Genomic DNA, 23,822 nt, shown 5'->3' with positions numbered 1-23,822 from the left:
GGAAGGAAAGGAACCCGGCGTCCGCAGTCACAGCTTGAAGGAATCCCCAAGGTAGACCCGACGCACGTCGGCGTTGTCCAGGATCGCCTCCGGCGAACCCTGGGCCAGCACGCTGCCCTCGGCGAGGATATACGCGCGGTCGCAGATACCCAAGGTCTCGCGCACATTGTGGTCGGTGATCAACACGCCGATGCCACGCTGCTTGAGATGGGTGACGATGCGCTGGATCTCGCCCACCGAAATCGGGTCGACACCGGCGAACGGTTCGTCGAGCAGGATCAGGCGCGGCTGCGCGGCCAGTGCGCGGGCGATCTCGCAGCGGCGGCGTTCGCCACCGGACAGGCTGGCGCCGAGCTGGTCGGCGACATGGCCCAGCTGCAGTTCGTCCAGCAGGCCGTTCAATTCGCGCTCGCGGCCGGCCGAGTCCAGGTCCTCGCGCAGTTCCAGCACCAGGCGGATGTTGTCGGCCACGGTCAGCTTGCGGAACACCGACGGTTCCTGTGGCAGGTAGCCCACACCCTGCTTGGCGCGGGTGTACATCGGGTCGCCGGTGATGTCCTTGCCGTCGAGCACGATGCTGCCGGCATCGGCGGCGACCAGGCCGACGATCATGTAGAAACAGGTGGTCTTGCCGGCGCCGTTGGGGCCAAGCAGGCCGACCACTTCGCCCGCATCGAGGGTCAGCCCGAAGTCCTTGACCACTTCGCGTTGCTTGTACTTCTTGCGCAGGCCCTTGGCGACGAGCATTACTTCTTGCTCCCGGCCGGCTGTGCCGGCGTGGTGGCCTTGGGCTGTGCCGCCGGCGCGGCCGGGGTCTTGTTCTTCGGCGGGATGACGGTGCGCACGCGGCTGCCGTCACCACCGGAGTTCATCTCGCCGGTGCGGGTGTTGTAGACCATGCGCTGGCCGGCATTGGTGCCGCGCGCGCTGGTGACCTTGTAGTTGCCGGTCAGGGTGATGATCTCGGTCTTGATGTCGTAGTCGATGCGATCAGCCAGCGCGTCCATCCAGGTACCGTCGTCAAGCTGCTGCTTCATCTTGGCCTGCTTGCCGGTGAACACCGCACGCACGGGCTCGCCGTCCTTGAGGTAGATCTCGGCCTCGGACGAGCGCAGGTCCAGCGTGCCCTGGGTGATGATCACGCCCTGCGACAGCACGGTCTTGCCGTCGCCGGTGAGCATGCCGGACTGGGCGCCGGAATCGATGTGCATGTCTTCGTTGCGGTCGGTGGACTTGGCGAAGGCGGCGCTGGGGACAAGAAGACCGAGCGCGAGTACGGCGGCAAAGGGAATCTTCATCGGGGTCCGTTCTACCGGTGAGGGCCTCCCGGGCGGGCCGGGGGCGGAGGGTGGGGCTGCCGGCCCTGCGCCTGTCCGGAGACGTCGCGGGCTGGCGGCGGAATCAGCGTTTGGGCGTGTAGCGGCCCTTGGACTGGCTGAGGAAATGATACGTGTTGTTCTTGGAATCCACCTCGAAGCCGACGCCGGACTGTTCCATGCCCGGGCGGGTCATGGTCACCAGGGCGTCGGTACGGGCGCGGTTGTCCTTCGGGAACACGTCCAGGTGGTCGGTGCGGAAGGTGGTCGGCACCACGCCCGGGCCCGCCGGGCTGTCGCCGGCGACATTGCCGCGCAGCTTCATCTCGTCGCCCTTGGCGCTGAGCCAGCCGGTCTCTGCACGCAGGGTCCAGTGCTTGCCGTCCTTGTCCGGCATCTCGAACAGCGGGGTGGCGATGTTGATGGTCTGGTCGCCGCGCTGGCGTTCCAGCAGCGGTGCGCGCAGGGTGGTCGATTCCTTGCCGTGCTCATCCAGGGCGACGATCTGGAAGTCATGCAGGATGTAATCCACGCCGATTTCCTGGCCACCGGTGGCTGGCCCCTTGTCGCGGTTGCGCAGCGCCGCCCAGCTGCTCAGCAGGGCGGCCAGCAGCAGGCCGATGCCGAGCAGGGTGCGCCAGTTCAGGGTGGGCACGTTCATGCGCCGAACCTCGCCAGCACCGCATCCACGCGGCCCTGGGCGGCCAGCAGGATGTCGCACAGCTCGCGCGCGGCGCCACGGCCGCCCTCGGCGCGGGTCTGCCAGTGCACGCGTTCGGCGATCCACGGATGGGCATTGGCCGGGGCCACCGCCAGGCCGACCGCACCCAGCGGCGCCAGGTCGGGCAGGTCATCGCCCATGAACGCCACCTGTTCCAGGCCGATGCCGTGCTGCGCACACAGCGCCTGCACGCTGGCCAGCTTGTCGCCCACGGCGATCTGGGTGTCGATGCCCAGGTCGGCGCCGCGCTTGAGCGCGGACTGGCTGTTGCGCGCGGTGATCAGCACGGGGTGGATGCCGTGCTGCTGCAGCAGTTTCAGGCCCAGGCCGTCCTGCACGAAGTACGCCTTGCTCTCGTTGCCGTCCTTGTCGTAGTACAGCTGACCGTCGGTGAGGGTGCCGTCCACGTCAAAGCAGGCCAGGCGGATCTGGGCCGCAGTGGCATGCAGGTGGGCGGGAAAGGCGGGCAGGGGGGACCAGGGCATCAGGGCGGCAGGCTCGTTGTGGGCGGGTGCGGCATTACAGACTGAATGGGGTCTATGGACTGTCGGTTAAACCACCCGGGCCCGCAACAGGTCATGAATGTTCAGGGCGCCGACCGCGCGGCCCTGGCCATCGACCACGATCAGGCCGGTGATCTTGTGGGTCTCCATCAGCCGGGCGGCCTCGACCGCCAGCTGGTCGGCGCCGATGGTGCGCGGGTTGCGGGTCATCACGTCGGCGATCTTCGCCGTGCGTACGTCCAGCGCGCTGTCCAGCGCACGGCGCAGGTCGCCGTCGGTGAACAGCCCGATCAGCACGCCGTCGGCGTCGACCACGGCGGTCATGCCCAGCCGCTTGCGGCTCATCTCCATCAGCGCTTCGCTGAGGCTGGCGTCGGCGCCCACGCTGGGCAGGTCGTCGCCGGTGTGCATGACGTCGGTGATGTGCAGCAGCAGGCGGCGGCCAAGGTTGCCGGCCGGGTGTGAACGGGCGAAGTCATCAGCGGTGAAGCCACGCGCGTCGAGCAGGGCCACGGCCAGTGCATCGCCCATCGCCAGCGAGGCAGTGGTGCTGGAGGTGGGCGCCAGCGCCAGCGGGCAGGCCTCGGCCGGCACGCTCACGTCCAGATGGATGTCGGCGGCGGTGGCCAGGCTGGACTGCGGGCGGCCGGTCATGGAAATCAGTACGTTGCCCTGGCGCTTGAGCACCGGCAGCAGCATCAGCACCTCGTCCGATTCGCCCGAATAGGACAGGGCCAGCACCACGTCGTCCTCGGTGATCATGCCGAGATCGCCGTGGCCGGCTTCGCCGGGGTGCACGTAGAACGCCGGCGTGCCGGTAGAGGCCAGGGTGGCGGCGATCTTGCGGGCGACATGCCCGGACTTGCCCATGCCGGTGGCGACCACCCGGCCACGACTGGCCAGGATCGCCTGGCAGGCCTGCTGGAAGGCTTCGCCGAGGCGGTCGGCCACGGCATCCAGTGCCTGCCGCTCGATCTCGAACACGCGGCGGCCGCTGGCAACCAGGCCGGCAGGGTCGACGGAACGGGGGGGCAACAGGGATTCGGCCATGCGGACGCCACGCAGCGGAAGTAGAATGGACGCACATTTTATTAGGAAAGCCCGTTGGACGCCGACACCATCCGCAATCTGATCGAAACCGGCCTGCCCGGCGCCCGCGCCGACGTGCAGGGCGACGATGGCGTGCATTTCGAAGCGACCGTGGTCTGCGAGGCCTTTGCCGGCAAGATGCCGCTGGCCCGCCACCGCATGGTGTATGCCACCCTGGGTGACCTGATGGGCGGCGCGATCCACGCGCTGGCGCTGAAAACCGTGACCCCGGCCGAAGCCGGCTGAACCGCAGAAGATCCCGAATACATGGCCAAGATCGTTGTGACCGGCGGCGCTGCGCTGCACGGTGAAGTGAGCATCTCCGGCGCCAAGAACGCCGTCCTCCCCATTCTCTGCGCGACCCTGCTGGCGGATGAGCCGGTGGAGATCACCAACGTGCCGCACCTGCACGATGTGGTCACCACGGTGAAGCTGCTGGGCGAGCTGGGCGCCAAGGTCACCATCGACCAGGGCACGCTGTCGCGCGGCAGCGCGATCGTGGTCGACCCGCGCTCGGTGAACCAGCACGTGGCACCGTACGAGCTGGTCAAGACCATGCGCGCCTCGATCCTGGTGCTGGGCCCGCTGCTGGCCCGTTTCGGCGCGGCCGAAGTGTCGCTGCCGGGCGGCTGCGCGATCGGCTCGCGTCCGGTCGACCAGCACATCAAGGGCCTGCAGGCGCTGGGCGCCGAGATCGTGGTCGAGAACGGCTTCATCAAGGCCACCGCCAAGCGCCTGAAGGGTGGCCACTTCACCTTCGACATGGTCAGTGTCACCGGCACCGAGAACGTGCTGATGGGCGCGGTGCTGGCTGAAGGCACCACCATCCTCGACAACTGCGCGATGGAACCGGAAGTGACCGATCTGGCGCACTGCCTGATCGCACTGGGCGCGAAGATCGAAGGCCTGGGCACCGCCCGCCTGGTGATCGAAGGCGTCGAGCGCCTGTCCGGTGGCCGCCATGAAGTGCTGCCCGACCGCATCGAGACCGGCACCTTCCTGGTGGCCGCGGCGATGACCGGCGGCAAGGTCACCGTCAACCGCGCACGCCCGAACACCATGGACGCGGTGCTGTCCAAGCTGGTCGAGGCCGGTGCGAAGATCGAGACCACCGACGACAGCATCACCCTGGACATGCAGGGCAAGAGGCCGAAGGCGGTCAACCTGACCACCGCGCCGTACCCGGCATTCCCGACCGACATGCAGGCGCAGTTCATGGCGCTCAACTGCGTGGCCGACGGCGTGGGCGTGATCAACGAAACGATCTTCGAGAACCGTTTCATGCACGTCAACGAACTGCTGCGCCTGGGCGCGGACATCCAGGTCGAAGGCCATACCGCCATCGTGCGTGGCAGCGAGCACCTGAGTGGCGCACCGGTGATGGCGACCGACCTGCGTGCGTCGGCCTCGCTGATCCTGGCCGGCCTGATGGCCAGCGGCGACACCACCATCGACCGCATCTACCACCTTGATCGTGGCTACGAGAACATCGAAGAGAAGCTGTCTTCGCTCGGCGCCACCATCCGGCGCGTGCCATGATCCTGCGCGGCAAGTTCAGCCCGCGCCGCAAGGCGCTGCTGGCCCTGGTGCTGATCGTGCTGGCGTGGCTGGGCTATGCCTGGTACGCCAACATCGCCATCACCCAGGGCATCGAGCAGAAGGACATGGACTGGAACGGCGACGGCACGGTCACGCGTGACGAGATCATCGAGTCGTTCTATGCGGTTGCGGTGAACGACAGCCAGGACGGCAACCGCCATTGCCGTACGTTTGTCTGGCGCAGTACCGGCGAGCAGATCCGCGTGGACTGCCGCACCGAGTTCAAGGCGGCTGAAGAGAAGCCGGCTGAAGCGAAGAAATAAGAAAACGCCCGCGAAAGCGGGCGTTTTCTTTTCGGTAGTGCCGGCCGCTGGCCGGCAACCCCATCAACCTCGTGGAGCATCGCGAGAATGCCGGCCAGCGGCCGGCACTACCGGTTCGCGCGTCAGTTCATCGCCTTGATGGTCAGGTCCAGCGCATCGCGGCCGCTCTCACGCTGCAGCATCCGCGCCGGCACCGGGAAGTTCGGTACGATCCAGGCGATCAGCTCCTTGTTGCCATCGGCACGCGACACCTTGGTGGCCTCGTAACTCTTGCCGGCCACGGTGATCGATTCCTTGCCGATCACGCGGTAGGTCATGTTCTTGATCCGGCCCTCGTCCACCATGCGGTAGGTCAGCGGCTTGCCGGCCGCCAGGTCACGGGCAATCGCCAGGTTGATCAGCAGCGCATCCATGTCACCGGCCTTCAGTGCGATCGGTCCGGCGCGGTCGGGCTTGATGTCGCCGCTCCAGGTGGCCTGGTTGCTGTTCCAGTTGTAGGTGGCCTGCACGTTGCGCTTCTTCACCAGCAGGGCCGAACGGTCCTGGCTGCTGAGCGGGCGCAGCTGGCCGCGCACTTCCTCGAACACGGTGCTCTGGCTGAGGTCGGCCAGCTGGTTCTTCACCTGCAGGCTGTAGCGCCACTTGTTGGCGCCTTCGCTGGACAGGGTCATGGTGCCGTTCGCCTGCATGCCCATGTAGCTGGCCAGGTAGTCGGCCTTGAACGGCTCCAGCGCCATTGCCGGCAGGCTGGCCACGGTCAGCGCGGCAGCGGCGATCCAGGTGAGGGGGCGGGTCAGGGTGCTCATGCTCAGACTCCTTGGTATTCGATCAGGCGCAGATCGACGCGGTCTTCGCCGTCTTCGCGTTGCAGGATGCGCACCGGGGTGGGGACACCGTTGGCGATCCAGAGGATGGTTTCGTTGTTGCCGCCATTGGTCCGGTAGACCCGCAGCGCGTTGTAGGACAGGTCGCCGACCTCGACGTTCTCGGTCTGCGGCGCGGCCTGGTAGTCGTGCTGGCGGACCTTGCCCATGTCCACGTAGCGGTAATGCATGGCGGCGCCGGGGCGCGCATCGCGCATGATCGCCAGGTTGATCAGCAGTGCGCTCTGGTCGCCCGGCTGCAGCGGGATCGGCTGCGCACGTTCCTTCTTGACGTCGCCGGTCCACTGCGCGGTACCGGCCTGCCAGTTGTAGGTGCCCACGGCCTTCTTGCCCAGGAACAGGCCCTTGCGCACCGTGCTCTGGCTGAGCGGTGCGTAGACGCCACTGCGCTCTTCGAACACCGTGCTCTGCTCGATGTTCAGGCCGAGCACGCTGGCAAAGCCGCGGCGGCCGACCACCTGCATGTCCACCCGCCACTGGCTGCCGCCGGTGTGGGTGACCTGCATGCTGGCATCTCCCGCTTCCTTGCCCTTGTAGAAGGCCTGGTAGGTGGCGGTGAACGGCTGCAGCGGCGGTGGCTCCCAGGCCAGTGCCGGCAGCAGCGGCACGCTGGGCTCGTTCGGTGGCAGCGCAGCGGGTGCGGATGGCGGTGCCGGTGAAGCCGCAGGCGGCTGCGCCTGGCCCCAGCCCACGCCGGGAAGCACGGCAAGCGACAACAGCAGTGAAGTGGACAGCAGCGTCGTGGTCTTCATGGAGGACAGGGACCGCAGGAGGAGGCAGGATGCCAGCCCCGCAGTCAGCGGGGCGTGTGCAAGGGCGTTACCGGTTCAGGTTTCCGGCGGAATCTAGGGCCAAGGGGCTAAACAGGGGGTGACCGTCCAGCCAGGGCTGACCCTCCCGTTCAGCCAGGCGGCCCTCGCACAGCAGCTGCAGCGTGGCGATCAGCAGCGGGTGCTCCACCGCCAGCACCCGCTCGGCCAGGCTGTGCGCGTCGTCGCCTGGCAGCACGGGAACCCGCACCTGCGCCAGCACGGCTCCGGCATCCAGCTCCGGCACCACCAGGTGCACGCTGGCACCGTGCTCGGCATCGCCGGCCTGCAGCGCCCGCGCGTGGGTGTCCAGGCCCTTGTGCAGCGGCAGCAGCGACGGGTGGATGTTGACCAGGCGGCCATCGAAGCGCTGCACGAAGGCCGGACCAAGGATGCGCATGTAGCCTGCACAGACGATCCAGTCCGGCTGTACTGCTGCCAGCGCATCGCCCAGTGCCTGCTCGTAGGCGGCGCGGTCACTGAAGGACTTCGGCGTGCGTGCCCAGCGCAGGCCGGAATCGACGCGTTGCAGTGCTTCTGCAGCGGGACGGTCGGAGAACACGCCGACCACCTCGGCCGGCAGGCGGTTGCTGCCGATCGCGTCGAGGATGGCCTGCAGGTTGCTGCCGCGGCCCGAGGCGAGCACGGCGATGCGGGTTGGGGCGGTCATTGCAGGGAACTCCGGCGGATCAATGGCCAGGTCAGCAGGCTGCCGACGGTCGCCATCAGCATGTCGGCATGCGCATCCCACATGTCACCCTGCTGGCCGTTGTAGGCTTCGGCGGCATCCGGCGACAGCGCCAGCGCGATGGCCCATTCGAACCATTCGTAGACCAGGCTGGCGCACATCACCGTCATAACCGCCAGGGTGAAGGCCTGGCCCGGGCGCAGCGCCGGCCACGCATGACGGGCAAGCTGCAGCAGCGCCGGCGTGAAGCAGACGCCGAACAGGAAGTGGATGAGGCGGTCGAAATGGTTGCGCTGCCAGCCGAATGCCGCGTTGGGCGACCAGCCGGTCAGCGCCTGCGCCCAGGCGTCGTAGGGCACGTTCGAGTACAGCCAGCGCGCGGCCACGCAGTGCAGGGCGATGAAGCCGCAGATGGCGATGAAGGCGCCATTGCCCAGCCAGCCACCGCGACGGTCGACCCACAGCAGGGCGGCCAGCCCGATCACGGTCAGTGTGCTGTGCAGGGCCTGTTCGGTGGGCCACAGCGGGTGGATCCAGCTGATCGCGAAGACCGCCAGTACGGCGGCGAAGGCCAGCTTCTTCGGGCCCGAGAAGCGGTAGCGGGTGGGTGAGGCGGTTGTCGAGAAGGCAGGCGAGGACATGGAGAGTCGATCTGGGAAGGGCGGGTCGTCTGCCTGCGGGCTCAGACGCCGAGATGGTCGCCGCGGTCGAACAGCGCGGCCATGTCCGGCTTGGACAGGAACACCCAGGCATAGGCGGTCAGCGCCATGCCCAGTGGGCCGGCCAGCACGCCCAGCCAGGCCGCGCGCTGGCACCAGGCCAGGCCTGTGCGGCGTGACAGCAGGCGGGCGGTGCGCAGCTGCACAACACCCAGCACGATGGCCAGCACGGCCATCGAGGCATAGACCGTGGTCAGCATCCAGGCATCGTCCAGCCCCCGCGAGTGGGCCACCCAGCCGCTGAGGGCGAGGAACGCCACTGCGGCGACCCAATGGAAACCGACCAACGCGTAGAACAGCACTCCCAGCGTCTGCAGGTGGCTGGCCAGCTGCAGCTGCGCCAGGGTCTGCTGCGGCAACGGCGGCGGCATGTTGGAGGCGGTCATGCGGCCGTGGCGGGGGCGTCGAAGGCAGCCTTGACCTGCGGACGCAGCAGGGTGATCAGACTGAACACCCCCAGCACCGTGCCGACCGGCGTGAACAGGCAGGCCAGGCCAGCCGCGATCAGGCACAGCAGATGGCGGCGGCGGCGGGACAGGCAGCGGCCGGCATAGGCCACGAACGAGCCCAGCGCGATGCCACCGAACACGACGACGCAGCCGAGAACAGTGAACACCCAGCCCATCAGGCGCTGTTCCTCCGGCGAGGAGGGCTCGCCACCGGACTTCATCGGCAGGCTGCCTGTCAACGCAGCGATGCCGATCACGATGTGCAGGATGAAGATCAGCGAGAACAGCACGATCAGGCCACCGACCACGTAGTGTGCGATGGCCAGCATGCGCAGGTGGTCGGCATCCTGCGCGCTGAACGGCGGTACCGTCGCCAGTGGCGGCGGTACGGGGGCGGGCGACAAGGGGGGCGTTGCGTCCATGCGGGCTCCTGGTTGCCGGGCTCAGCCGATGCGGACGCGCTCGGCGCCTTCGGCGGTGACCACCTGGCCGATGGTCCAGTGCTCCAGGCCCTGCGCCTTGACCGCTTCGGACACGGCAGCGACCTGGTCCGGCGCGACGATCAGCACGAAGCCGATGCCGCAGTTGAAGGTGCGCCACATCTCGCTGTCGGCCACCGCGCCTTCCTTCTGCAGCCACTGGAACACCGGCGGCAGGGTCCAGGACGACGCCTGGATGTCCAGGCCGAGGCCGTCGGGAACCACGCGGATGATGTTCTCGGTCAGGCCGCCACCGGTGATGTGGGCCATGCCATGGATGGCCTCGCCGTGCGACTTCAGCAGCGACAGGATCGGCTTGACGTACAGGCGGGTCGGCGCCATCAGGGCATCGACCAGCTTCACGCCGCCTTCCAGCTCCAGATCGGCCGGGCGGCCGGCGCGGTCGTAGATGCGGCGGACCAGCGAGTAGCCGTTGGAGTGCGGGCCGGAGGAGGCGATGCCGATCAGCACGTCGCCGGCGGCCACGCTGGCGCCGTCCTTCAGCTCGCTCTTCTCGACCGCGGCGACCGTGAAGCCGGCCAGGTCGTACTCGCCCGGGGCATACATGTCGGGCATTTCAGCGGTTTCGCCGCCGATCAGGGCGCAGCCGGCCTCGGTGCAGCCGTTGGCGATGCCGCCCACGACCGCCGCCGCAGTGTCGATGTCCAGCTTGCCGGTGGCGAAGTAGTCCAGGAAGAACAGCGGCTCGGCACCCTGTACTAGCACGTCGTTCACGCACATGGCGACCAGGTCGATGCCGATCGTATCGTGGCGGTTCAGCTGGTGGGCCAGCTTCAGCTTGGTGCCCACGCCGTCGGTACCCGACACCAGCACCGGCTCGCGGTACTTGTTGGACAGGTCGAACAGGGCGCCGAAGCCACCCAGGCCGCCCATCACTTCCGGGCGGAAGCTGCGCTTGACCAGGGGCTTGATCCGCTCGACCAGTTCGTTGCCGGCGTCGATGTCGACACCCGCGTCACGATAGGTGAGGGGGGAGGGGGCGGAAGACGGGGTGTTGGTCACGGGCGTCGGCGCTGGCAGGGGTTGAACGGGCGATTTTAACAGGCCGCATTGGCGCAAAGGCCGTATTCGGGCAACAATTCCCCCGGATACGTCGAGCCAATGGATGTCCTGATGCGCCGCAGCCTGATTCTGACCCTGCTCCTTGCGCTGAGCCTGCCGGTGGCCACGATGGCCCAGAGCGGCCTTCGCACCGAGGGTGATGTCGCCACCGCCAGTGGCGCGTACGAGGCCGAAGTGCCCGTCAACAGCCAGGCCGAGGCCGATCGCAACGGCGCCCTGGCCCGCGCCCTGAGCGTGGTCCTGGGCAAGCTGTCCGGCGACCGCAGCGTGATGTCCCGCCCCGGCGTGGTGCAGGCGCTGCGCAACGCCAAGGACTACGTGGCCAGCTACGACTACAAGCAGGACCAGAGCGTGAGCGCCAACGGCGCCCCCAGCTTCCGTACCCTGCTGGTGGCCCGCTTCCGCGAGGACGACGTGGATTCGCTGGTGTCGGCGCTGGGCCTGCCACTGTGGCCGCAGCCGCGACCGAAGCCGGTGCTGTGGCTGGCCGTCGACGATGGCAGCGGCCCGCGCCTGGTCAGCGTGCAGCAGGCCAATGCCGCCCGCCCGCTGCTGAACCGCGCCATCGAACGTGGCTACAAGCTGGGCCTGCCCAGTGGTGGTGCCGCCGAACAGGCGCTGGCAGGTGCGATCTGGCGCCAGGACAGTGCCGCCGTGGCCCGTGCCTCCTCGCGCTACTCACCGCCGATGCAGCTGATCGGCAAGCTGTACCGCGCCAACGGCGGCTGGCAGGCGGACTGGGTGTTCGTCGACAACGGCCGTGAACTGAACAAGTGGACCAGCAAGGACGCCAACGCCATGCGTGCGATGGCCGCCGGTGCCGACGGCGCCGCCGATGCGCTGGTCAAGCGCTATGCCAAGGCGGGCGCCGCCGTCGGCCAGGCCGGGACCTACCGGGTGGTGGTCACCGGCATCAACAGTGCCGACGACTACCTGCGCCTGGCTGCCGGCCTGCGCGAGGTGCCGGTGGTGCGCAACGTCACCCCGCTGCACGCCTCGGCCGGCCAGCTTGAACTGAGCCTGGAGATGACCACCGGCCTGGCCGGCTTCAACCGCATGCTGGGCGACAACGGCGTACTGGTGCCGAGCGCACCGCTGCCGGCCCTGCCCACACCGATCGATGACACCACCGGTACCCCGGTGGCCGCCCCGGTCAGCAATGAGTACCGCCTGCGATGACTCTGACCCCGGAGGCGGAAATCGCGCAGTTCCTGCGCCGCCTGAAGTACATCCTGTTCGCCGGCCTGATCGGCTGGGTGGTGTGGCTGCTGGCGCCGATCCTGACCCCGTTCGTGCTGGCGCTGGCACTGGCCTGGCTGGGTGACCCGCTGGTGGACCGCATCGAGGCCACTGGCCGCTCGCGCATGACCGGCGTGGTGCTGGTGTTCGCGGCGATGGTGCTGGTGATCGTGGCGCTGCTGCTGGTGCTGGTGCCGATGATCGAGCGCCAGATCACCACCCTGATCGCGGTCGCGCCGCAGGCACAGGCGTGGCTGATGGAGAAGGGGATTCCCTGGTTCGAGCAGAAGACCGGCCTGGAAGTGATGCAGTGGCTGGACCCGGACCGCCTGATCGAATGGGTGCGCAGCCACTGGCAGCAGGCCGGCGGCTTCGCCACCACGTTCATGGGCTATGTCTCGCGCTCGGGCTTCGCGATGGTGACCTGGGTGGTCAACATCCTGCTGCTGCCGATCCTGGCGTTCTACTTCCTGCGTGACTGGGACAAGCTGGTCGAGCGGGTCGCGTCGGTGATTCCGCGCAACCAGATCGGCACCATCAGCGCGCTGGCGCGTGAATCCAACGAGGTGCTGGGCGCGTTCATCCGCGGCCAGTTCCTGGTGATGCTGGCGCTGGGCGTGATCTATGCCGGCGGCCTGTCGCTGGTCGGCCTCAAGCTGGGCCTGCTGATCGGCCTGATTGCCGGCCTGATCAGCTTCATCCCCTACCTGGGCGCGACCACCGGCATCCTGATGGCGATCATCGCCGCACTGGTGCAGGCGCAGGGCTTCGACCTGAAGCTGCTGATCCTGGTCGGCGTGGTGTTCACCGTGGGCCAGCTGCTGGAAAGCTACGTACTGACCCCGCGCATCGTCGGCGACAAGATCGGCCTGCACCCTGTGGCGGTGATCTTCGCGGTGATGGCCGGTGGCCAGCTGTTCGGCTTCCTCGGCATGCTGCTGGCGCTGCCGGTGGCGGCGGTGACCAACGTGCTGCTGCGCTACGCGCATCAGCGTTACCGCCAGAGCGAGCTGTACGTGGGCGAGAAGCCGGCGATCGTGCTTGATGGCGTGGTCGATGCCCCCCATATCATCATTCCGAACGACAAGGGCCCCGACCTGAAGTGATGGGTGTGCCGCAACTGCCGCTGGCCCTGCATTACCCGCGGGACCAGCGCCTGGAGACCTTCATCGGCGCGCCGGATGGCGCGCTGGCGCAGCTGCGCGCGATCGCAGTGGGCGCCAGCCACGATTGGGTCTATCTGGAAGGGGCGGCGGGCACCGGCAAGACCCATCAGGCGCTGGCGATGTGTTCCAGCGCCGAGCAGGCCGGGCGCCTGCCGACCTACGTGCCGCTGGCCAGCGCGGCCGGCCGCGTGCGAGCGGCGCTGGATGGGCTGGAGGCGCGCGAACTGGTGGCGCTGGACGGCCTGGACGAGGTTGCCGGCAACCGCGAGGATGAGATCGCGCTGTTCGATTTCCACAACCGTGCGCGCGCCGCGGGCGTGACCGTGCTGTACACGGCGCAGAAGGCGCCGGAAGCGCTGGGCCTGGTGCTGCCGGACCTGCGTTCGCGGCTGGGCCAGTGCGTGCGCGTGCTGCTGCAACCGCTGGATGAGGAAGGGCGGGCAGCGGTGCTGCGCGAGCGCGCGCTGCGGCGTGGGTTGGCGATCGACGAGGCGTCCATCGAGTGGCTGCTGTCGCACACCGGTCGCGAGCTGGGTGGGTTGATCACGCTGCTGGACTGGCTGGACCGCGAATCACTGGCGGCGAAGCGTCGGATCACCGTGCCGTTCCTGCGCCAGGTGCTGGAAGAAGGCCGGCCCCGCTACTGAGGGGTGTTGTTCGGCAGGGCTGCGCCCTGCACCCGCCGAAGCCGAAGCAACGTCAACGTCAACGGCAGAAGCTGGCTTCCTGAGGGGAGGCGGGGTGGCTCAGGTTGCGGGGGACGGCGCAAGTACGTCCCTGTAGCCTCGGTCGCGCCATCCATGGCGCTCACGCCCCCGCAACCTGAGCCACCCCGCCTTCGACAGGTTCCCGCGATCTGTCGGGACGGCGTTCTGCACTGCTGTTGTGGTAGGTGTCGACCGTTGGTCGACACAGGAGCGAGCGCAGCGACGCGACCCGCTTTTGCTTTTCATTCTTTCTTCCGTGGCTGGACGCCCACGGAAACTGTCAGAGGCCGGGTGGGGTGGGTTCGCGGGGGTGTCCGCGGCATGGATGCCGCGGCCAAGCCCCCAGGGACGGGTTCACGGCGTTCCCCGCGAACCCMCCCCSCCCGGCCAAGCACGGCTTTTGATCTGAGCGACCAACCACGAGGGGCTCAGCCGTTCGCCGCCAACTCAGCATCCAGCGCGCGCAGGCGATCCACCGTGCCGACATCGGTCCAGCGCCCGCGATGGTGCTGCCCCGTCATCAACCCCTGCGCCATGAAATGCTTCTGCAGCGGCACCACCGAGAACTTCGGCGGCAGCCGCTCGCTGCCCGGCGCATCGCCGATCACCGCACGCCAGTCGGCCACGATCGAAGGACGGTACACGCCGATGCCGGCGTAGGTCAGGCACTGCCCTTCGCGGTCGTGGTGCAGCAGCCCCTGCGCATCGAGGCGGTAGTCACCGTCCGGGTGCTGCGCGGGATTGTCGACCAGCACCAGATGCGCCTGGCCCTGTGGCTCACGTGGCAGTGTGGCGAAATCGAAATCGGTCCAGATGTCGCCGTTCACCACCAGGAACGGGGCGTCGCCCAGCACCGGCAGTGCGTTGAGGATGCCGCCGCCGGTTTCCAGCGGGGTCTGTCCTTCGTACAGGAAATGCAGGCGCAGCCCCCACTGGCTGCCATCGCCCAGCGTCGCCGGGAACTGCCCGGCCAGCCACGCGGTGTTGACCACCACCTCGCGCACGCCGAGTGCGGCGAGGCGCTCCAGATGCCACACGATCAGAGGCTTGCCGGCCACTTCCAGCAGCGGCTTGGGCGTGTGCAGGGTCAGCGGGCGCATGCGCTCGCCGAGGCCGGCAGCAAAGATCAGGGCCTTCATCGGGCCACGCGCATCGGTGCGGCCAGGTCGGCCAGCGCAGGCTTGATGCGGTGTTCCAGCAGCTGCTGCAGCGGTGCCAGCTCGCGGTAGCGCGGCAGCACTTCATCCAGATAGGTGATGAAGCGTGGTGCGTCGTCCAGGTAGTGGCCCTTGTTGTCGCGATAGCGCAGGCGGCAGAACAGGCCGAGGATCTTCACGTGGCGCTGGATGCCCATCCAGTCGGCATCGCGCAGGAAGGTGGCGCGGTCGGGCACCGGCAGGCCGGCATCGCGCGCACGCTCGTGGTACTGCGCCAGCCATTCGTCCACACGCTGCAGCGGCCAGCTCAGGAAGGCGTCCTTGAACAGGCTTACCGCGTCGTAGGCGATCGGGCCGCGCACCAGGTCCTGGAAATCCAGTACCGCCGGGCCGTCGTCGACCGGCATCAGGTTGCGCGGCATGTAGTCGCGATGGGTCATCAGCTGGGCCTGGCCCAGCGCGTTGTCCATCAGGCGGCGATGCACCAGCTGCAGGCCTTCGATCTCGCCGCAGTCCAGCTCCAGGTTCAGGTGGCGCTGCAGGAACCATTCGTCGAACAGGCCGGCATCACGCTGCAGCAGCGCTTCGCCGAACTGGCCGAAGTCGGCCGGCACCGGAATCGCCTGCAGGCGCAGCAGTTGTTCGATCGAGCGGCCGAACCATTCATCGGCGTTGCGCTCGTCGAGGATCTTCGCCAGGGTCGGGCCGCCGAGATCTTCCAGCAGCAGGAAGCCGGCCCCCAGGTCCTGCGCGAGCAGCATGGGCACGCGCAGACCGTTGTCGTGCAGCAGGCCGCGCATGCGCAGCCACGGCCGCGGATCTTCCAGCCCCGGCGGGGCGTCCATCACGATGTGGCTGCCGCGCGTGCTGGTGGTGCGCCAGTAGCTGCGCATGCCGGCATCGACCGAAGCGCGTTCGACCACCGCGTTGGCATCATCGAGCTGGGTACGGGCCCACTGCAGGCGCTGCGCGCTGCGCTGGGGATCGGAAGCGGGTTCGGTCATGCAGGCATATCCGGGCGCGCCGGGCGCGCCAACGTCGGGAACAGGAAAGGAAGGGGACGGGGTCAGCGGCGGCCGCTGAACAGGCGCAGGACGGCCAGCACGGCCACCGCGCCCACCACCGCACCGAGGAAACCGGCCGGCTCACCGGGGGCGTACCAGCCCATGTACTGGCCGAACCAGCCGGCCAGCAGCGCGCCAAGGATGCCCAGCACGATGGTCAGCAGGCAGCCCATGCGGTTGTTGCCGGGCATGAAGAAGCGCCCGAGCAGGCCGACGAAGAAGCCCACCAGCAGGATGTACAGCCAGCTGCTGCTGCCGAACAGACCATTCATGCGCGCGGATTCCGCTTGAGTGTGGACGCAGCCTAGCAAGGCCAGGCTGCGTCCGTCACGGGTGCCGGATCAGCAGCAGCCGTGGTCGCCGTGGCGGGTGCCGCTGTCGGCGGCCACCGGCGAACCGCTGGTCTCGCCGCGCAGGCTGGCGGCGTAGTGCTCGCTGATCACCTTGGATACGCAGGCGGTGACCTTCTTGCCCATCGGGATGTGCAGGAACTCGTTCGGGCCGTGCGCATTGGAGTGCGGGCCGAGCACGCCGGTGATCATGAACTGCGCTCCCGGGAACTTCTCGCCGAGCATGCCCATGAACGGGATCGAACCGCCTTCGCCCATGTACATCGCCGGCTTGCCGAAGAAGGCCTGGCTGGCGTCGTCGATGGCCTGGGTCAGCCACGGCGCCATGGCCGGGGCGTTCCAGCCGGTGGACGCCTTTTCAAGGTCCAGGGTGACCTGCGCGCCGTTCGGCGGGTCGCGCAGCAGCGCTTCCTTCAGCAGTTCGCCGCAGGTCTTGCCATCGGCGGTCGGCGGCAGGCGCAGCGACAGCTTCACCGAGGTCTGCGGGCGCAGCACGTTGCCGGCCGATTCCAGCGGGGGCATGCCGCCGACGCCGGTGACCGACAGCGCCGGGCGCCAGGTGCGGTTGAGCACCAGCTCGGTCAGGTCCTCGTTCATCGGGCGCAGGCCGTCGACCATCGGGAACTTCTCGAAGATCTCGGTATCGACCACCTCGGCGGCACGCTTGGCCTGTTCCTGGCGCTCGGCCGGGATCTCGACGTTCATGCCGTCGATCAGGATGCGGCCGGTGTCCTGGTCCTCGATGCGCGAAAGGATCTGGCGCAGCAGGCGGAAGCTGGACGGGATCACGCCGGAGGCATCGCCGGAATGCACGCCTTCGTTGAGCACCTTCACGGTGAAATTGCCGCCGGTCAGGCCGCGCAGCGAGGTGGTGCACCACAGCTGGTCGTAGTTGGCGCAGCCCGAATCCAGGCAGACCACCAGCGACGGCTTGCCGATGCGATCGGCCAGATGGTCGACGTAGGCCGGCAGGTCGTAGCTGCCCGATTCTTCACAGGCTTCGATCAGCACCACGCAGCGGGCGTGCGGCAAGCCCTGGGCCTGCAGCGCCAGTACCGCGGCCAGCGAACCGAAGATGGCGTAACCGTCATCGGCGCCGCCGCGGCCATACAGCTTGTCGCCGCGCAGGACCGGGGTCCACGGGCCGAGGTCGTCGTCCCAGCCGGTCATTTCCGGCTGCTTGTCCAGGTGGCCGTAGAGCAGGATGGTGTCGTCGCCGGTTTCGGCGCCGGTGGCCGGAATTTCCAGGAAGATCAGCGGGGTGCGGCCTTCCAGGCGCACCACTTCGACCTTCAGGCCGGGCAGCTGCTGGGCCTTGGCCCAGTTCTCCATCAGGGTGACCGCCTGTTCCATGTAGCCGTTCTGCACCCAATTGGCGTCGAACATCGGCGACTTGTTGGGAATGCGGATGTAGTCGACCAACTGCGGGACGATCTCGCTGTCCCACTTGTCATTGACGAATTGGCCGAGCTTGGCGCTGTCCATCTGAAACTCCGGTTGCATGGGCTGTGATCGCGCCATTCTACGCCTGTGCCGGGGGTAGGGTTTTTCCTACATCACGTCGGGTATTTGGCTGGCTTACGGAAATCCGGGAAACCGATAGGCTGTGCACATGTGGTGACGGACACTGTTCCTACCGACGGGATTGCCGGTCGGGACGGCCAGAATCACAAGGAGATACACGTCGTGCCTTGGTTTGTCGTGTTGAGGGTGCTGGTACTGGTAATGGGGATCGCTGGGGCGCATGCCGCCGAACCGATCGACATCAACCGCGCCGATGCCCAGGCGCTGCAGCAGGGATTGACGATGGTCGGAGCCGCCAAGGCCGAGGCAATCGTCGAGCACCGGCGCAGACACGGCCCGTTTCATCGCGTCGAGGACCTGACGCAGGTGAAGGGAATAGGGAATGCAATCGTCGAACGGAATCGACAGCGGATCACCGTAGGCAACAGGCTGTTGCCGGCGGATCCGGTACCCGGATCGGTACCGGTGCGAACCGTACCCAGGCGCTGACAGCAGGAATCGTCGGAACCGGCAGGAGGCTGGTTCACCGGACACAGGCAGGATGCCTGTGACCACCGACCGCCGCAGGACGCGGCACCAATCACCAGGATGGTGGCATCACAGACCTGTGGAAGGGGCTGAGATACAAACAGGACAGACGCGGCCGCGTGCAGGATGCAACGCTACCCCCACAGCGCAGGATGCGAGGGGGCGGCAGCAGGCCGACAGGGACGTAACGATTGCCCGGTACGACACATGGCTGTGTCGCCGGGCAGTTTCATTTCCGGCGCCCGGTTTTGCCGCGGCCACCACGGGTCGATGGTGTACGGTGGCTGCTCCGCATGGAAAGGACACCCGCTGGATGTTTCCGCATCGCCCCACGACCCTGATGCTCGCCCTTGCACTGGCCCTGCCGCTGCTGGCCCACGCTGCGCCACCGCCGTCGGCTGCCAAGTCTGCAGGTGCCACTGCCGGCACCGCCGAGGTACGCGGGCCGACCGACCTCAAGCCGGGCGAATACCTGTGGCATCCGGAAATCTCGCCGACCGGCCCGATCGTGCTGGTGGTCAGCCTCGATGAGCAGCGCGCCTACGTCTACCGCAACGGCATCGCCATCGGCCTGACCACGATCAGCTCTGGCAAGGCCGGGCACGAGACGCCGACCGGTGTGTTCACCATCCTGCAGAAGGACAAGGACCACAAGTCCAACCTCTACAACAGTGCGCCGATGCCCTACATGCAGCGGCTGACCTGGGACGGCATCGCCCTGCATGGCGGCAGCCTGCCCGGGCACCCGGCCTCGCATGGCTGCGTGCGGCTGCCGCAGGCCTTCGCACAGAAGCTGTTCAGCGAAACCCAGCGCGGCGATACCGTGGTCGTGGCCGATGCCAAGAGCTCGCCGATGACCCTGGCCTATCCGTCGGTGCTGGCGCCGGTCAACGCGCGCGGGCAGGCGTTGCCGGAAACCGAGGGTGCGGCCACCCAGGCCTGGTGGAACGACAGCGCGGCCCCGGCCGGGCAGGTCGGCATCCTGGTCAGCCTGCATGACCAGCGCCTGTACGTGCTGCGCGATGGCGTGATGATCGGCGAATCGCCGCTGAAGGCCGACGCCCTGCCGGCCTTCCAGGGCACCACGCTGTTCGTGATGGGGCAGGGTTACAGCGACACCCCCAGCCCGCTGGACGCGAACCAGCGCCTGCACCAGTGGACGGCCTACCCGCTGCTGGGCCAGGACCGTGCCCAGGCCACCCCGGACCTGCTGGCCACGCCCTCGCTGCCGATGGCGCTGCCGGCCGATTTCGCCCGCCAGCTGTACCAGGTGCTGGTGCCGGGCACGACCCTGCTGGTCACCTCGCTGCCGGCGGTCCGCCCAAGCCCGGCTGAATCCGGAATGCAGCCGGTCTTGGAATCCGAGCCGCCAGGGTCCACCCTCAAGGGCAACTGACGCCCTCGTTGTGCCAATGACTGCATCCCGCCTGTGCCGGCTGGCCGCGTTCGGCCTGCTGGCGACCTCGGCCAGCGCCCCGGCGCTGGCACAGACGCCCGCCCTCGCCACCTCTGCCGATGATCTGGCTGCCCTGCTGTCGCGCAGCGCGCCCAAGGCCGACCGCCACGTGCTGCAGCTGGCGGCGCATGCCATGCGCTGCGCACTGCAACGGCCGGAACTGGGCATCAACGGTGACCGCCTGAGCGTGATCGACTACTCGCGGCCGTCCACCGAGCCGCGCCTGTGGGTGTTCGACCTGGCCCACCAGCGCCTGCTGTTCGAGGAATGGGTGGCGCATGGCCGCAACAGTGGTGAGAACCGCACCGAGCATTTTTCCAACCGCGATGGCAGTTTCATGTCCAGCCTCGGCGCGTTCACCGCGCAAGAGACCTACATGGGTGGCAACGGCTATTCGCTGCGCCTGGCCGGCCTGGAACCGGGCTTCAACGACCGCGCGCGTGACCGGGCCATCGTCATCCATGGTGCGCCGTACGTGAACCCGGCTACCGCGCAGCTGCAGGGACGGCTGGGCCGCAGCCTGGGTTGCCCGGCGGTGCGGCTGTCGGTGGCCAAGCCGCTGATCGATGCGTTGCGTGGCGGCACGATGGTGTTTGCCTACTACCCCGACCAAGATTGGCTGAAGCACTCGCAGCTGCTGGCCGGCGAGTGCGGTGGCCAGGGCACGCTCGCCACGCGGTGATGCACGACGGCGCGCGGCGTGATGCAATGCGCCGATGAACATCGACTCCCTGCTGCACACTCCGAGCCAGGTGATCTCCCACCTGGACTATCGCCGCGAACGCTGGCGGAATGGACTTGGCTGGACCCGCGAGATCCTGCGCCTGCCGGCGCAGGGCGATGACTGGGCGCTGCGCCTGTCGGTGGCCGAGATCGAGCAGGACGCCGCGTTCTCCGCCTTCCCGGGCGTGGAGCGCGAGCTGGTGCTGCTGCAGGGCAGTGGCGTGCGCCTGCGCTTCGAGGATGGCCGCGTGGCCGACGTGTTGCCACCGCATGGACGGGTGCGCTTTGCGGGTGAGGAAACACTGCACGGCGAACTGGTCGATGGCACAACCCATGACTTCAACCTGATGTGGAAGCGGGAGCTGCTGCAGGCCGAACTGCTGCACCGGCCACTGGTAGGGTCGATGTTCTTCTTCTGCGAACCGGGTGTGGCCTGGGCGCTGCATCTGCTGGCCGGTCGGGCGGAGTTTGGTGCCGACAGTGGCCTGCCGGCGCTGCAGGCCGGCGATACCGCATGGCTGTCAGCGGGTGAACGGCAGCGTCATGCGGTGCAGGGTGGCGGCGAATTGTTGGCGATACGGGTAAGTGCGTCGGGAGGATGATTCCTGGGCGTCGGTGGGCGCAATCCACGCATGGCGTGGATCTACCGGGATGCGGTTGCAACCATGCCTGGACACGCCGTTGTAGATCCACGCCATGCGTGGATGCGGCACCCTCAGTACACATCCCGCCGGTAACGACCGGCCAACAGCAACGCTTCCTTGCCGTCCGCTCCAAGCACCTGCTCGATCACCGTATCCACCGCCGGGGCCATGCCCTGCAGGCTGCCGCAGACCAGGATCGTCGCGCCTTCATCCACCCACCGCCGCAGCGTTGCCGCTTCGGCCAGCAGCCGGTCCTGCACGTAACGGTGCACGCCGCCATCTCGGCTGAACACTGCATCCAACCGCGCCAGCGAGCCGTCGGCCAGCATCGCCCGTAGTTCTTCACCGAAGTGGAAGTCGTGCGCGGCGGTGCGTTCGCCGAACAACAACCAGGTGCGGCGCGCGCCACTACGTACGCGTTCGTGCAGGTGCGCGCGCAGGCCGGCGATGCCGGTACCGTTGCCGATCAGCAGCAGTGGCACATCGGCGGGCACGCCATGGAAGTTGTCGTTGCGACGCAGCCGCAGCTGCACCGGTTCGCCGATGGCCGCGTGGTCGCACAGCCAGCCGCTGCCAATGCCGGGTGTACCGTCTGCGCGCAGCTGGCGGCGCAGCAGCAGCTCCACCGCGCCATCGGCCACCACCGAGGCGATCGAGTACTCGCGATGCGGCAGCGGCTGCAATGCCGCCAGCAGCGCAGGCAGATCGCCCGGTGGAACCAGCGAGGGCAGGTGCGAGCGCTCAACGCGAGCCAGCAGCGTCTGCCCATCATCCAGCACGCTATCCGCATTGAACCCCTGCGCGTCCAGCCACGCGCGCGCGCTGTCCCGTGCGTGTTGTGGCCCGATCTCGGCAATGTCGCCGGCCTGCCAATGCGCGTTGTTGCCTGCCGGTGGCTGCAGGCGCAGCCAGTACACCGCGCCGCCCGGGCTGCCGGGATTCAGATGCACGCGCTGCAGCAGCGTCCATGGCTGGTACTCGGCCGGGCTCCAGTCGGGCAGCTCGCTGGCGCCGCCGCCAAGTTGTCCCAGCAACTGCTGCCAATGGCGCAGCGCGGCCGGATCGGCGTTGTCGACTTCGATCGCATCGAACAGCGGGTGCGCGCCGTGCTGGCGCAGCCATTGGTCGAGCTGGTGGCCGAATCCGCAGAAGTGGCCATAGCTGCGGTCGCCCAGTGCGAGCACGCCGTAGTGCAGGTGCTGCAGCGAAGGCGGCGCGGCCATCACCCCGCGCAGGAACGGCAGGGCGTGGTCGGGCGGATCGCCTTCGCCGGTGGTGCTGGCAATGAACAGCGCGCGCTGGCTGTCGGCCAGCAACGCTGCATCCACCTCATGCAGTCCGCGCACACGCACCGGCACGCCGGCACCGCGCAGGGCCTCGGCACTGCGTTCGGCCAGTTCGCGGGCAAAGCCGGTCTGGCTGGACCAGACCAGCAGGATCGGGGACGTGTCACCGGTTGCGGCGTCGTCGCGCGGGCGGCCACGCCACCACAGTGCGGCGCAGGCCAGCGCATACAGCGCGGTGGCGATGAGGGCGATCTGCGATTGCCGTGCCGGTGGCGCGCCCTGCCACCAGGCTTCGCCGAGATGAAGTCGCAGCAGCGCCCAGGCGATCAGCGCCAGTACGATCAGTACAAGTGCGTTGCCGAGCAACGCGCGCGACGGTCGTGCGCTCATGCGTCCTGCTCGTCGAGCAGGCGCTGGAAGGCGCTGCTGAGGAATTCCTGCGGGCCTTCTGCAGCGCGTTGCAGGTAGCGCGCGGCCAGTCCTTCGCGTTCGGCCAGCGCCATGCCCTGTTCGCGACCGAGTACGGTCAGTGCCGTGGCCCAGGCATCGGCGTGCATGGCGTCGTCGGCCACCACCGTGACCGCCGCTGCAACCTGCCGCACCGGCCTGCCGGAACGCGGGTCCAGGCTGTGACTGTAGGCCTCGCCATCGGCCTGGTACTGGTGCCAGCGATCACCGGAGGTCGCCACCGCCTTGCCATCCAGCGCCAGCACCCGTGGCGGGGTATCGGTGTGCGCATCCTCTTCCGGTGCGGACTCCACCAGCACGCGCCACGGCTGGCCGTCCGGTTTTCGGCCGTAGCCGGCCAGTTCGCCGCCAACTTCGATCAGCGCTGCAGCAATGCCTTGCCCACGCAACCAGGCGGCCACGTGATCGACGCCAAAGCCCTTGGCGATCGCAGAAAGATCCAGTTCCAGTCCACCCGGTTGCAGCAGCGCATCGTCCTGCCACTGCAGCCGCTGCCAACCGCAACGATCGCGCGTGGCCTGCAGGGTAGCGTCGTCGGGCTGGCGGCGTTCACCGGCATGTGCACCGAAGCCCCACAGTGCCACCAGCGGACCGATGGTGGGATCGAAGGCACCGTCACTGGCGGCGGCGATGGCCAGTGCGCAGGCCAGAACGTGGCGCGTCTCGGCCGGCAGCACGCACCATTGGCCTGTGTTGGTGCGGTTGTAGCGGCTTAGATCCGAGCCGGGCTCCCAGGTGCTCATCTGCGCGACCACTTCATCCAGCCGCGCCTGGATGCCGGCATGCAGCGGGTGCAGGTCGCGCTGGCGCGGCGCGACCAGCGACACGCTCCAGGTGGTGCCCATGGTGGTGCCGCCGAGGCGGGCGATGTCGAGCAGGGAATCGGTCATGGTGATGCGTTGCGGCGG

At 68.2% G+C, this 23,822-nt stretch carries 28 protein-coding genes; 10 read left to right on the top strand and 18 right to left on the bottom strand.

Features of this window, described 5'->3' with window-relative positions; translation table 11 throughout:
* Positions 1 to 27: 27 nt before the first annotated feature.
* From lptB to D7T59_RS08585, 5 genes are all read right to left on the bottom strand, one after another.
* A complete protein-coding gene (gene lptB, locus D7T59_RS08605; RefSeq protein WP_005408391.1) occupies positions 28 to 747 on the bottom strand; it encodes an LPS export ABC transporter ATP-binding protein in 720 nt (239 codons plus the stop codon).
* Positions 747 to 1,298, bottom strand: a complete 552-nt coding sequence (gene lptA, locus D7T59_RS08600) for a lipopolysaccharide transport periplasmic protein LptA (RefSeq protein WP_164139472.1) — start codon at positions 1,296 to 1,298, stop codon at positions 747 to 749. The genes lptB and lptA overlap by 1 nt, the downstream gene beginning before the upstream one ends.
* A gap of 103 nt (positions 1,299 to 1,401) precedes the next feature.
* Positions 1,402 to 1,977 carry an LPS export ABC transporter periplasmic protein LptC gene (gene lptC, locus D7T59_RS08595; RefSeq protein ID WP_099555262.1) on the bottom strand — a complete coding sequence of 192 codons (576 nt, stop codon included), beginning with the start codon at positions 1,975 to 1,977 and terminating at the stop codon, positions 1,402 to 1,404.
* A complete protein-coding gene (locus tag D7T59_RS08590) occupies positions 1,974 to 2,522 on the bottom strand; it encodes a KdsC family phosphatase (RefSeq protein WP_180851428.1) in 549 nt (182 codons plus the stop codon). Before D7T59_RS08590 ends, lptC begins: the two co-directional genes overlap by 4 nt.
* A 66-nt stretch (positions 2,523 to 2,588) precedes the next feature.
* A complete protein-coding gene (locus D7T59_RS08585) occupies positions 2,589 to 3,590 on the bottom strand; it encodes a KpsF/GutQ family sugar-phosphate isomerase (RefSeq protein ID WP_180851429.1) in 1,002 nt (333 codons plus the stop codon).
* A gap of 54 nt (positions 3,591 to 3,644) precedes the next feature.
* Between D7T59_RS08585 and D7T59_RS08580 the strand changes: the two genes are divergently transcribed.
* From D7T59_RS08580 to D7T59_RS08570, 3 genes are read left to right on the top strand one after another with little or no spacing between them, the layout of a single operon-like run.
* Positions 3,645 to 3,875 (top strand): BolA family protein, encoded by a 231-nt coding sequence (locus D7T59_RS08580; RefSeq protein WP_005408396.1) that lies wholly within the window; start codon positions 3,645 to 3,647, stop codon positions 3,873 to 3,875.
* A gap of 21 nt (positions 3,876 to 3,896) precedes the next feature.
* Positions 3,897 to 5,168, top strand: coding sequence for a UDP-N-acetylglucosamine 1-carboxyvinyltransferase (gene murA / locus D7T59_RS08575; RefSeq protein WP_099553100.1), 1,272 nt, complete (start codon positions 3,897 to 3,899; stop codon positions 5,166 to 5,168).
* On the top strand, positions 5,165 to 5,491 hold the full coding sequence (locus D7T59_RS08570; protein ID WP_049445831.1) for a hypothetical protein: 327 nt from the start codon (positions 5,165 to 5,167) through the stop codon (positions 5,489 to 5,491). The genes murA and D7T59_RS08570 overlap by 4 nt, the downstream gene beginning before the upstream one ends.
* Before the next feature lie 122 nt (positions 5,492 to 5,613).
* Here D7T59_RS08570 and D7T59_RS08565 read toward each other — a convergent pair whose 3' ends face one another.
* The 7 genes from D7T59_RS08565 to purM all read right to left on the bottom strand — a co-directional run bounded on the left by D7T59_RS08565 (position 5,614) and on the right by purM (position 10,542).
* Complete coding sequence (locus D7T59_RS08565; RefSeq protein WP_180851430.1) at positions 5,614 to 6,297, bottom strand: DUF3108 domain-containing protein; 684 nt, start codon at positions 6,295 to 6,297, stop codon at positions 5,614 to 5,616.
* Positions 6,298 to 6,299: 2 nt separating this feature from the next.
* Positions 6,300 to 7,127 (bottom strand): DUF3108 domain-containing protein, encoded by an 828-nt coding sequence (locus tag D7T59_RS08560; RefSeq protein WP_164138081.1) that lies wholly within the window; start codon positions 7,125 to 7,127, stop codon positions 6,300 to 6,302.
* 67 nt (positions 7,128 to 7,194) lie between these two features.
* Positions 7,195 to 7,854 carry a phosphoribosylglycinamide formyltransferase gene (gene purN, locus D7T59_RS08555; RefSeq protein WP_164138079.1) on the bottom strand — a complete coding sequence of 220 codons (660 nt, stop codon included), beginning with the start codon at positions 7,852 to 7,854 and terminating at the stop codon, positions 7,195 to 7,197.
* Positions 7,851 to 8,513: a DUF2238 domain-containing protein gene (locus tag D7T59_RS08550; protein WP_258012982.1), complete on the bottom strand. Its 663-nt coding sequence runs from the start codon at positions 8,511 to 8,513 to the stop codon at positions 7,851 to 7,853. Before D7T59_RS08550 ends, purN begins: the two co-directional genes overlap by 4 nt.
* Positions 8,514 to 8,554: 41 nt before the next feature.
* The gene (locus D7T59_RS08545) at positions 8,555 to 8,977 is read right to left on the bottom strand and encodes a hypothetical protein (RefSeq protein ID WP_164138076.1); all 423 of its coding nucleotides are present in this window, start codon (positions 8,975 to 8,977) and stop codon (positions 8,555 to 8,557) included.
* The gene (locus D7T59_RS08540) at positions 8,974 to 9,462 is read right to left on the bottom strand and encodes a hypothetical protein (protein WP_106551085.1); all 489 of its coding nucleotides are present in this window, start codon (positions 9,460 to 9,462) and stop codon (positions 8,974 to 8,976) included. The genes D7T59_RS08545 and D7T59_RS08540 overlap by 4 nt, the downstream gene beginning before the upstream one ends.
* Positions 9,463 to 9,483: 21 nt before the next feature.
* Positions 9,484 to 10,542, bottom strand: coding sequence for a phosphoribosylformylglycinamidine cyclo-ligase (purM, locus tag D7T59_RS08535; RefSeq protein WP_180851431.1), 1,059 nt, complete (start codon positions 10,540 to 10,542; stop codon positions 9,484 to 9,486).
* A gap of 99 nt (positions 10,543 to 10,641) precedes the next feature.
* Between purM and D7T59_RS08530 the strand changes: the two genes are divergently transcribed.
* From D7T59_RS08530 to hda, 3 genes are read left to right on the top strand one after another with little or no spacing between them, the layout of a single operon-like run.
* The gene (locus D7T59_RS08530) at positions 10,642 to 11,781 is read left to right on the top strand and encodes a DUF2066 domain-containing protein (RefSeq protein ID WP_164138070.1); all 1,140 of its coding nucleotides are present in this window, start codon (positions 10,642 to 10,644) and stop codon (positions 11,779 to 11,781) included.
* Positions 11,778 to 12,947: an AI-2E family transporter gene (locus D7T59_RS08525; protein WP_106551083.1), complete on the top strand. Its 1,170-nt coding sequence runs from the start codon at positions 11,778 to 11,780 to the stop codon at positions 12,945 to 12,947. The genes D7T59_RS08530 and D7T59_RS08525 overlap by 4 nt, the downstream gene beginning before the upstream one ends.
* Entirely contained in the window at positions 12,947 to 13,654 is a 708-nt protein-coding gene (gene hda, locus D7T59_RS08520; RefSeq protein ID WP_099553089.1) for a DnaA regulatory inactivator Hda, read from the top strand. The genes D7T59_RS08525 and hda overlap by 1 nt, the downstream gene beginning before the upstream one ends.
* Before the next feature lie 488 nt (positions 13,655 to 14,142).
* Here the strand turns inward: hda and murU are convergent, their stop codons facing one another.
* From murU to D7T59_RS08500, 4 genes are all read right to left on the bottom strand, one after another.
* A complete protein-coding gene (murU, locus tag D7T59_RS08515; protein ID WP_180851432.1) occupies positions 14,143 to 14,853 on the bottom strand; it encodes an N-acetylmuramate alpha-1-phosphate uridylyltransferase MurU in 711 nt (236 codons plus the stop codon).
* A complete protein-coding gene (locus tag D7T59_RS08510) occupies positions 14,850 to 15,875 on the bottom strand; it encodes an aminoglycoside phosphotransferase family protein (protein WP_164138066.1) in 1,026 nt (341 codons plus the stop codon). The genes murU and D7T59_RS08510 overlap by 4 nt, the downstream gene beginning before the upstream one ends.
* A gap of 62 nt (positions 15,876 to 15,937) precedes the next feature.
* Positions 15,938 to 16,207: a GlsB/YeaQ/YmgE family stress response membrane protein gene (locus D7T59_RS08505; RefSeq protein ID WP_005415577.1), complete on the bottom strand. Its 270-nt coding sequence runs from the start codon at positions 16,205 to 16,207 to the stop codon at positions 15,938 to 15,940.
* 69 nt (positions 16,208 to 16,276) lie between these two features.
* A complete protein-coding gene (locus tag D7T59_RS08500) occupies positions 16,277 to 17,770 on the bottom strand; it encodes a M20 family metallopeptidase (protein WP_099553086.1) in 1,494 nt (497 codons plus the stop codon).
* A 201-nt stretch (positions 17,771 to 17,971) separates the two neighbouring features.
* On the opposite strand from D7T59_RS08500, the gene D7T59_RS21305 reads away from it, so the two are divergent.
* From D7T59_RS21305 to D7T59_RS08480, 4 genes are all read left to right on the top strand, one after another.
* Complete coding sequence (locus D7T59_RS21305; protein ID WP_239503787.1) at positions 17,972 to 18,298, top strand: ComEA family DNA-binding protein; 327 nt, start codon at positions 17,972 to 17,974, stop codon at positions 18,296 to 18,298.
* Positions 18,299 to 18,650: 352 nt separating this feature from the next.
* Complete coding sequence (locus tag D7T59_RS08490) at positions 18,651 to 19,733, top strand: L,D-transpeptidase (protein WP_164138064.1); 1,083 nt, start codon at positions 18,651 to 18,653, stop codon at positions 19,731 to 19,733.
* Positions 19,734 to 19,749: 16 nt separating this feature from the next.
* On the top strand, positions 19,750 to 20,475 hold the full coding sequence (locus D7T59_RS08485) for a murein L,D-transpeptidase catalytic domain family protein (protein WP_012510304.1): 726 nt from the start codon (positions 19,750 to 19,752) through the stop codon (positions 20,473 to 20,475).
* Positions 20,476 to 20,509: 34 nt separating this feature from the next.
* The gene (locus D7T59_RS08480) at positions 20,510 to 21,118 is read left to right on the top strand and encodes a HutD/Ves family protein (protein WP_180851433.1); all 609 of its coding nucleotides are present in this window, start codon (positions 20,510 to 20,512) and stop codon (positions 21,116 to 21,118) included.
* Between the two features lie 113 nt (positions 21,119 to 21,231).
* Here D7T59_RS08480 and D7T59_RS08475 read toward each other — a convergent pair whose 3' ends face one another.
* The gene (locus D7T59_RS08475) at positions 21,232 to 22,836 is read right to left on the bottom strand and encodes a sulfite reductase subunit alpha (RefSeq protein ID WP_180851434.1); all 1,605 of its coding nucleotides are present in this window, start codon (positions 22,834 to 22,836) and stop codon (positions 21,232 to 21,234) included.
* Positions 22,833 to 23,804, bottom strand: coding sequence for an FAD:protein FMN transferase (locus D7T59_RS08470; RefSeq protein WP_180851435.1), 972 nt, complete (start codon positions 23,802 to 23,804; stop codon positions 22,833 to 22,835). The genes D7T59_RS08475 and D7T59_RS08470 overlap by 4 nt, the downstream gene beginning before the upstream one ends.
* Positions 23,805 to 23,822 lie beyond the last annotated feature (18 nt).

This window comes from Stenotrophomonas maltophilia (assembly GCF_013464915.1).
In the GTDB taxonomy this organism is placed as follows: Bacteria; Pseudomonadota; Gammaproteobacteria; order Xanthomonadales; family Xanthomonadaceae; genus Stenotrophomonas; species Stenotrophomonas maltophilia_AT.
Note: the sequence above shows the minus strand (reverse complement) of the source record. Positions and strands in the feature narration are given on the sequence as shown.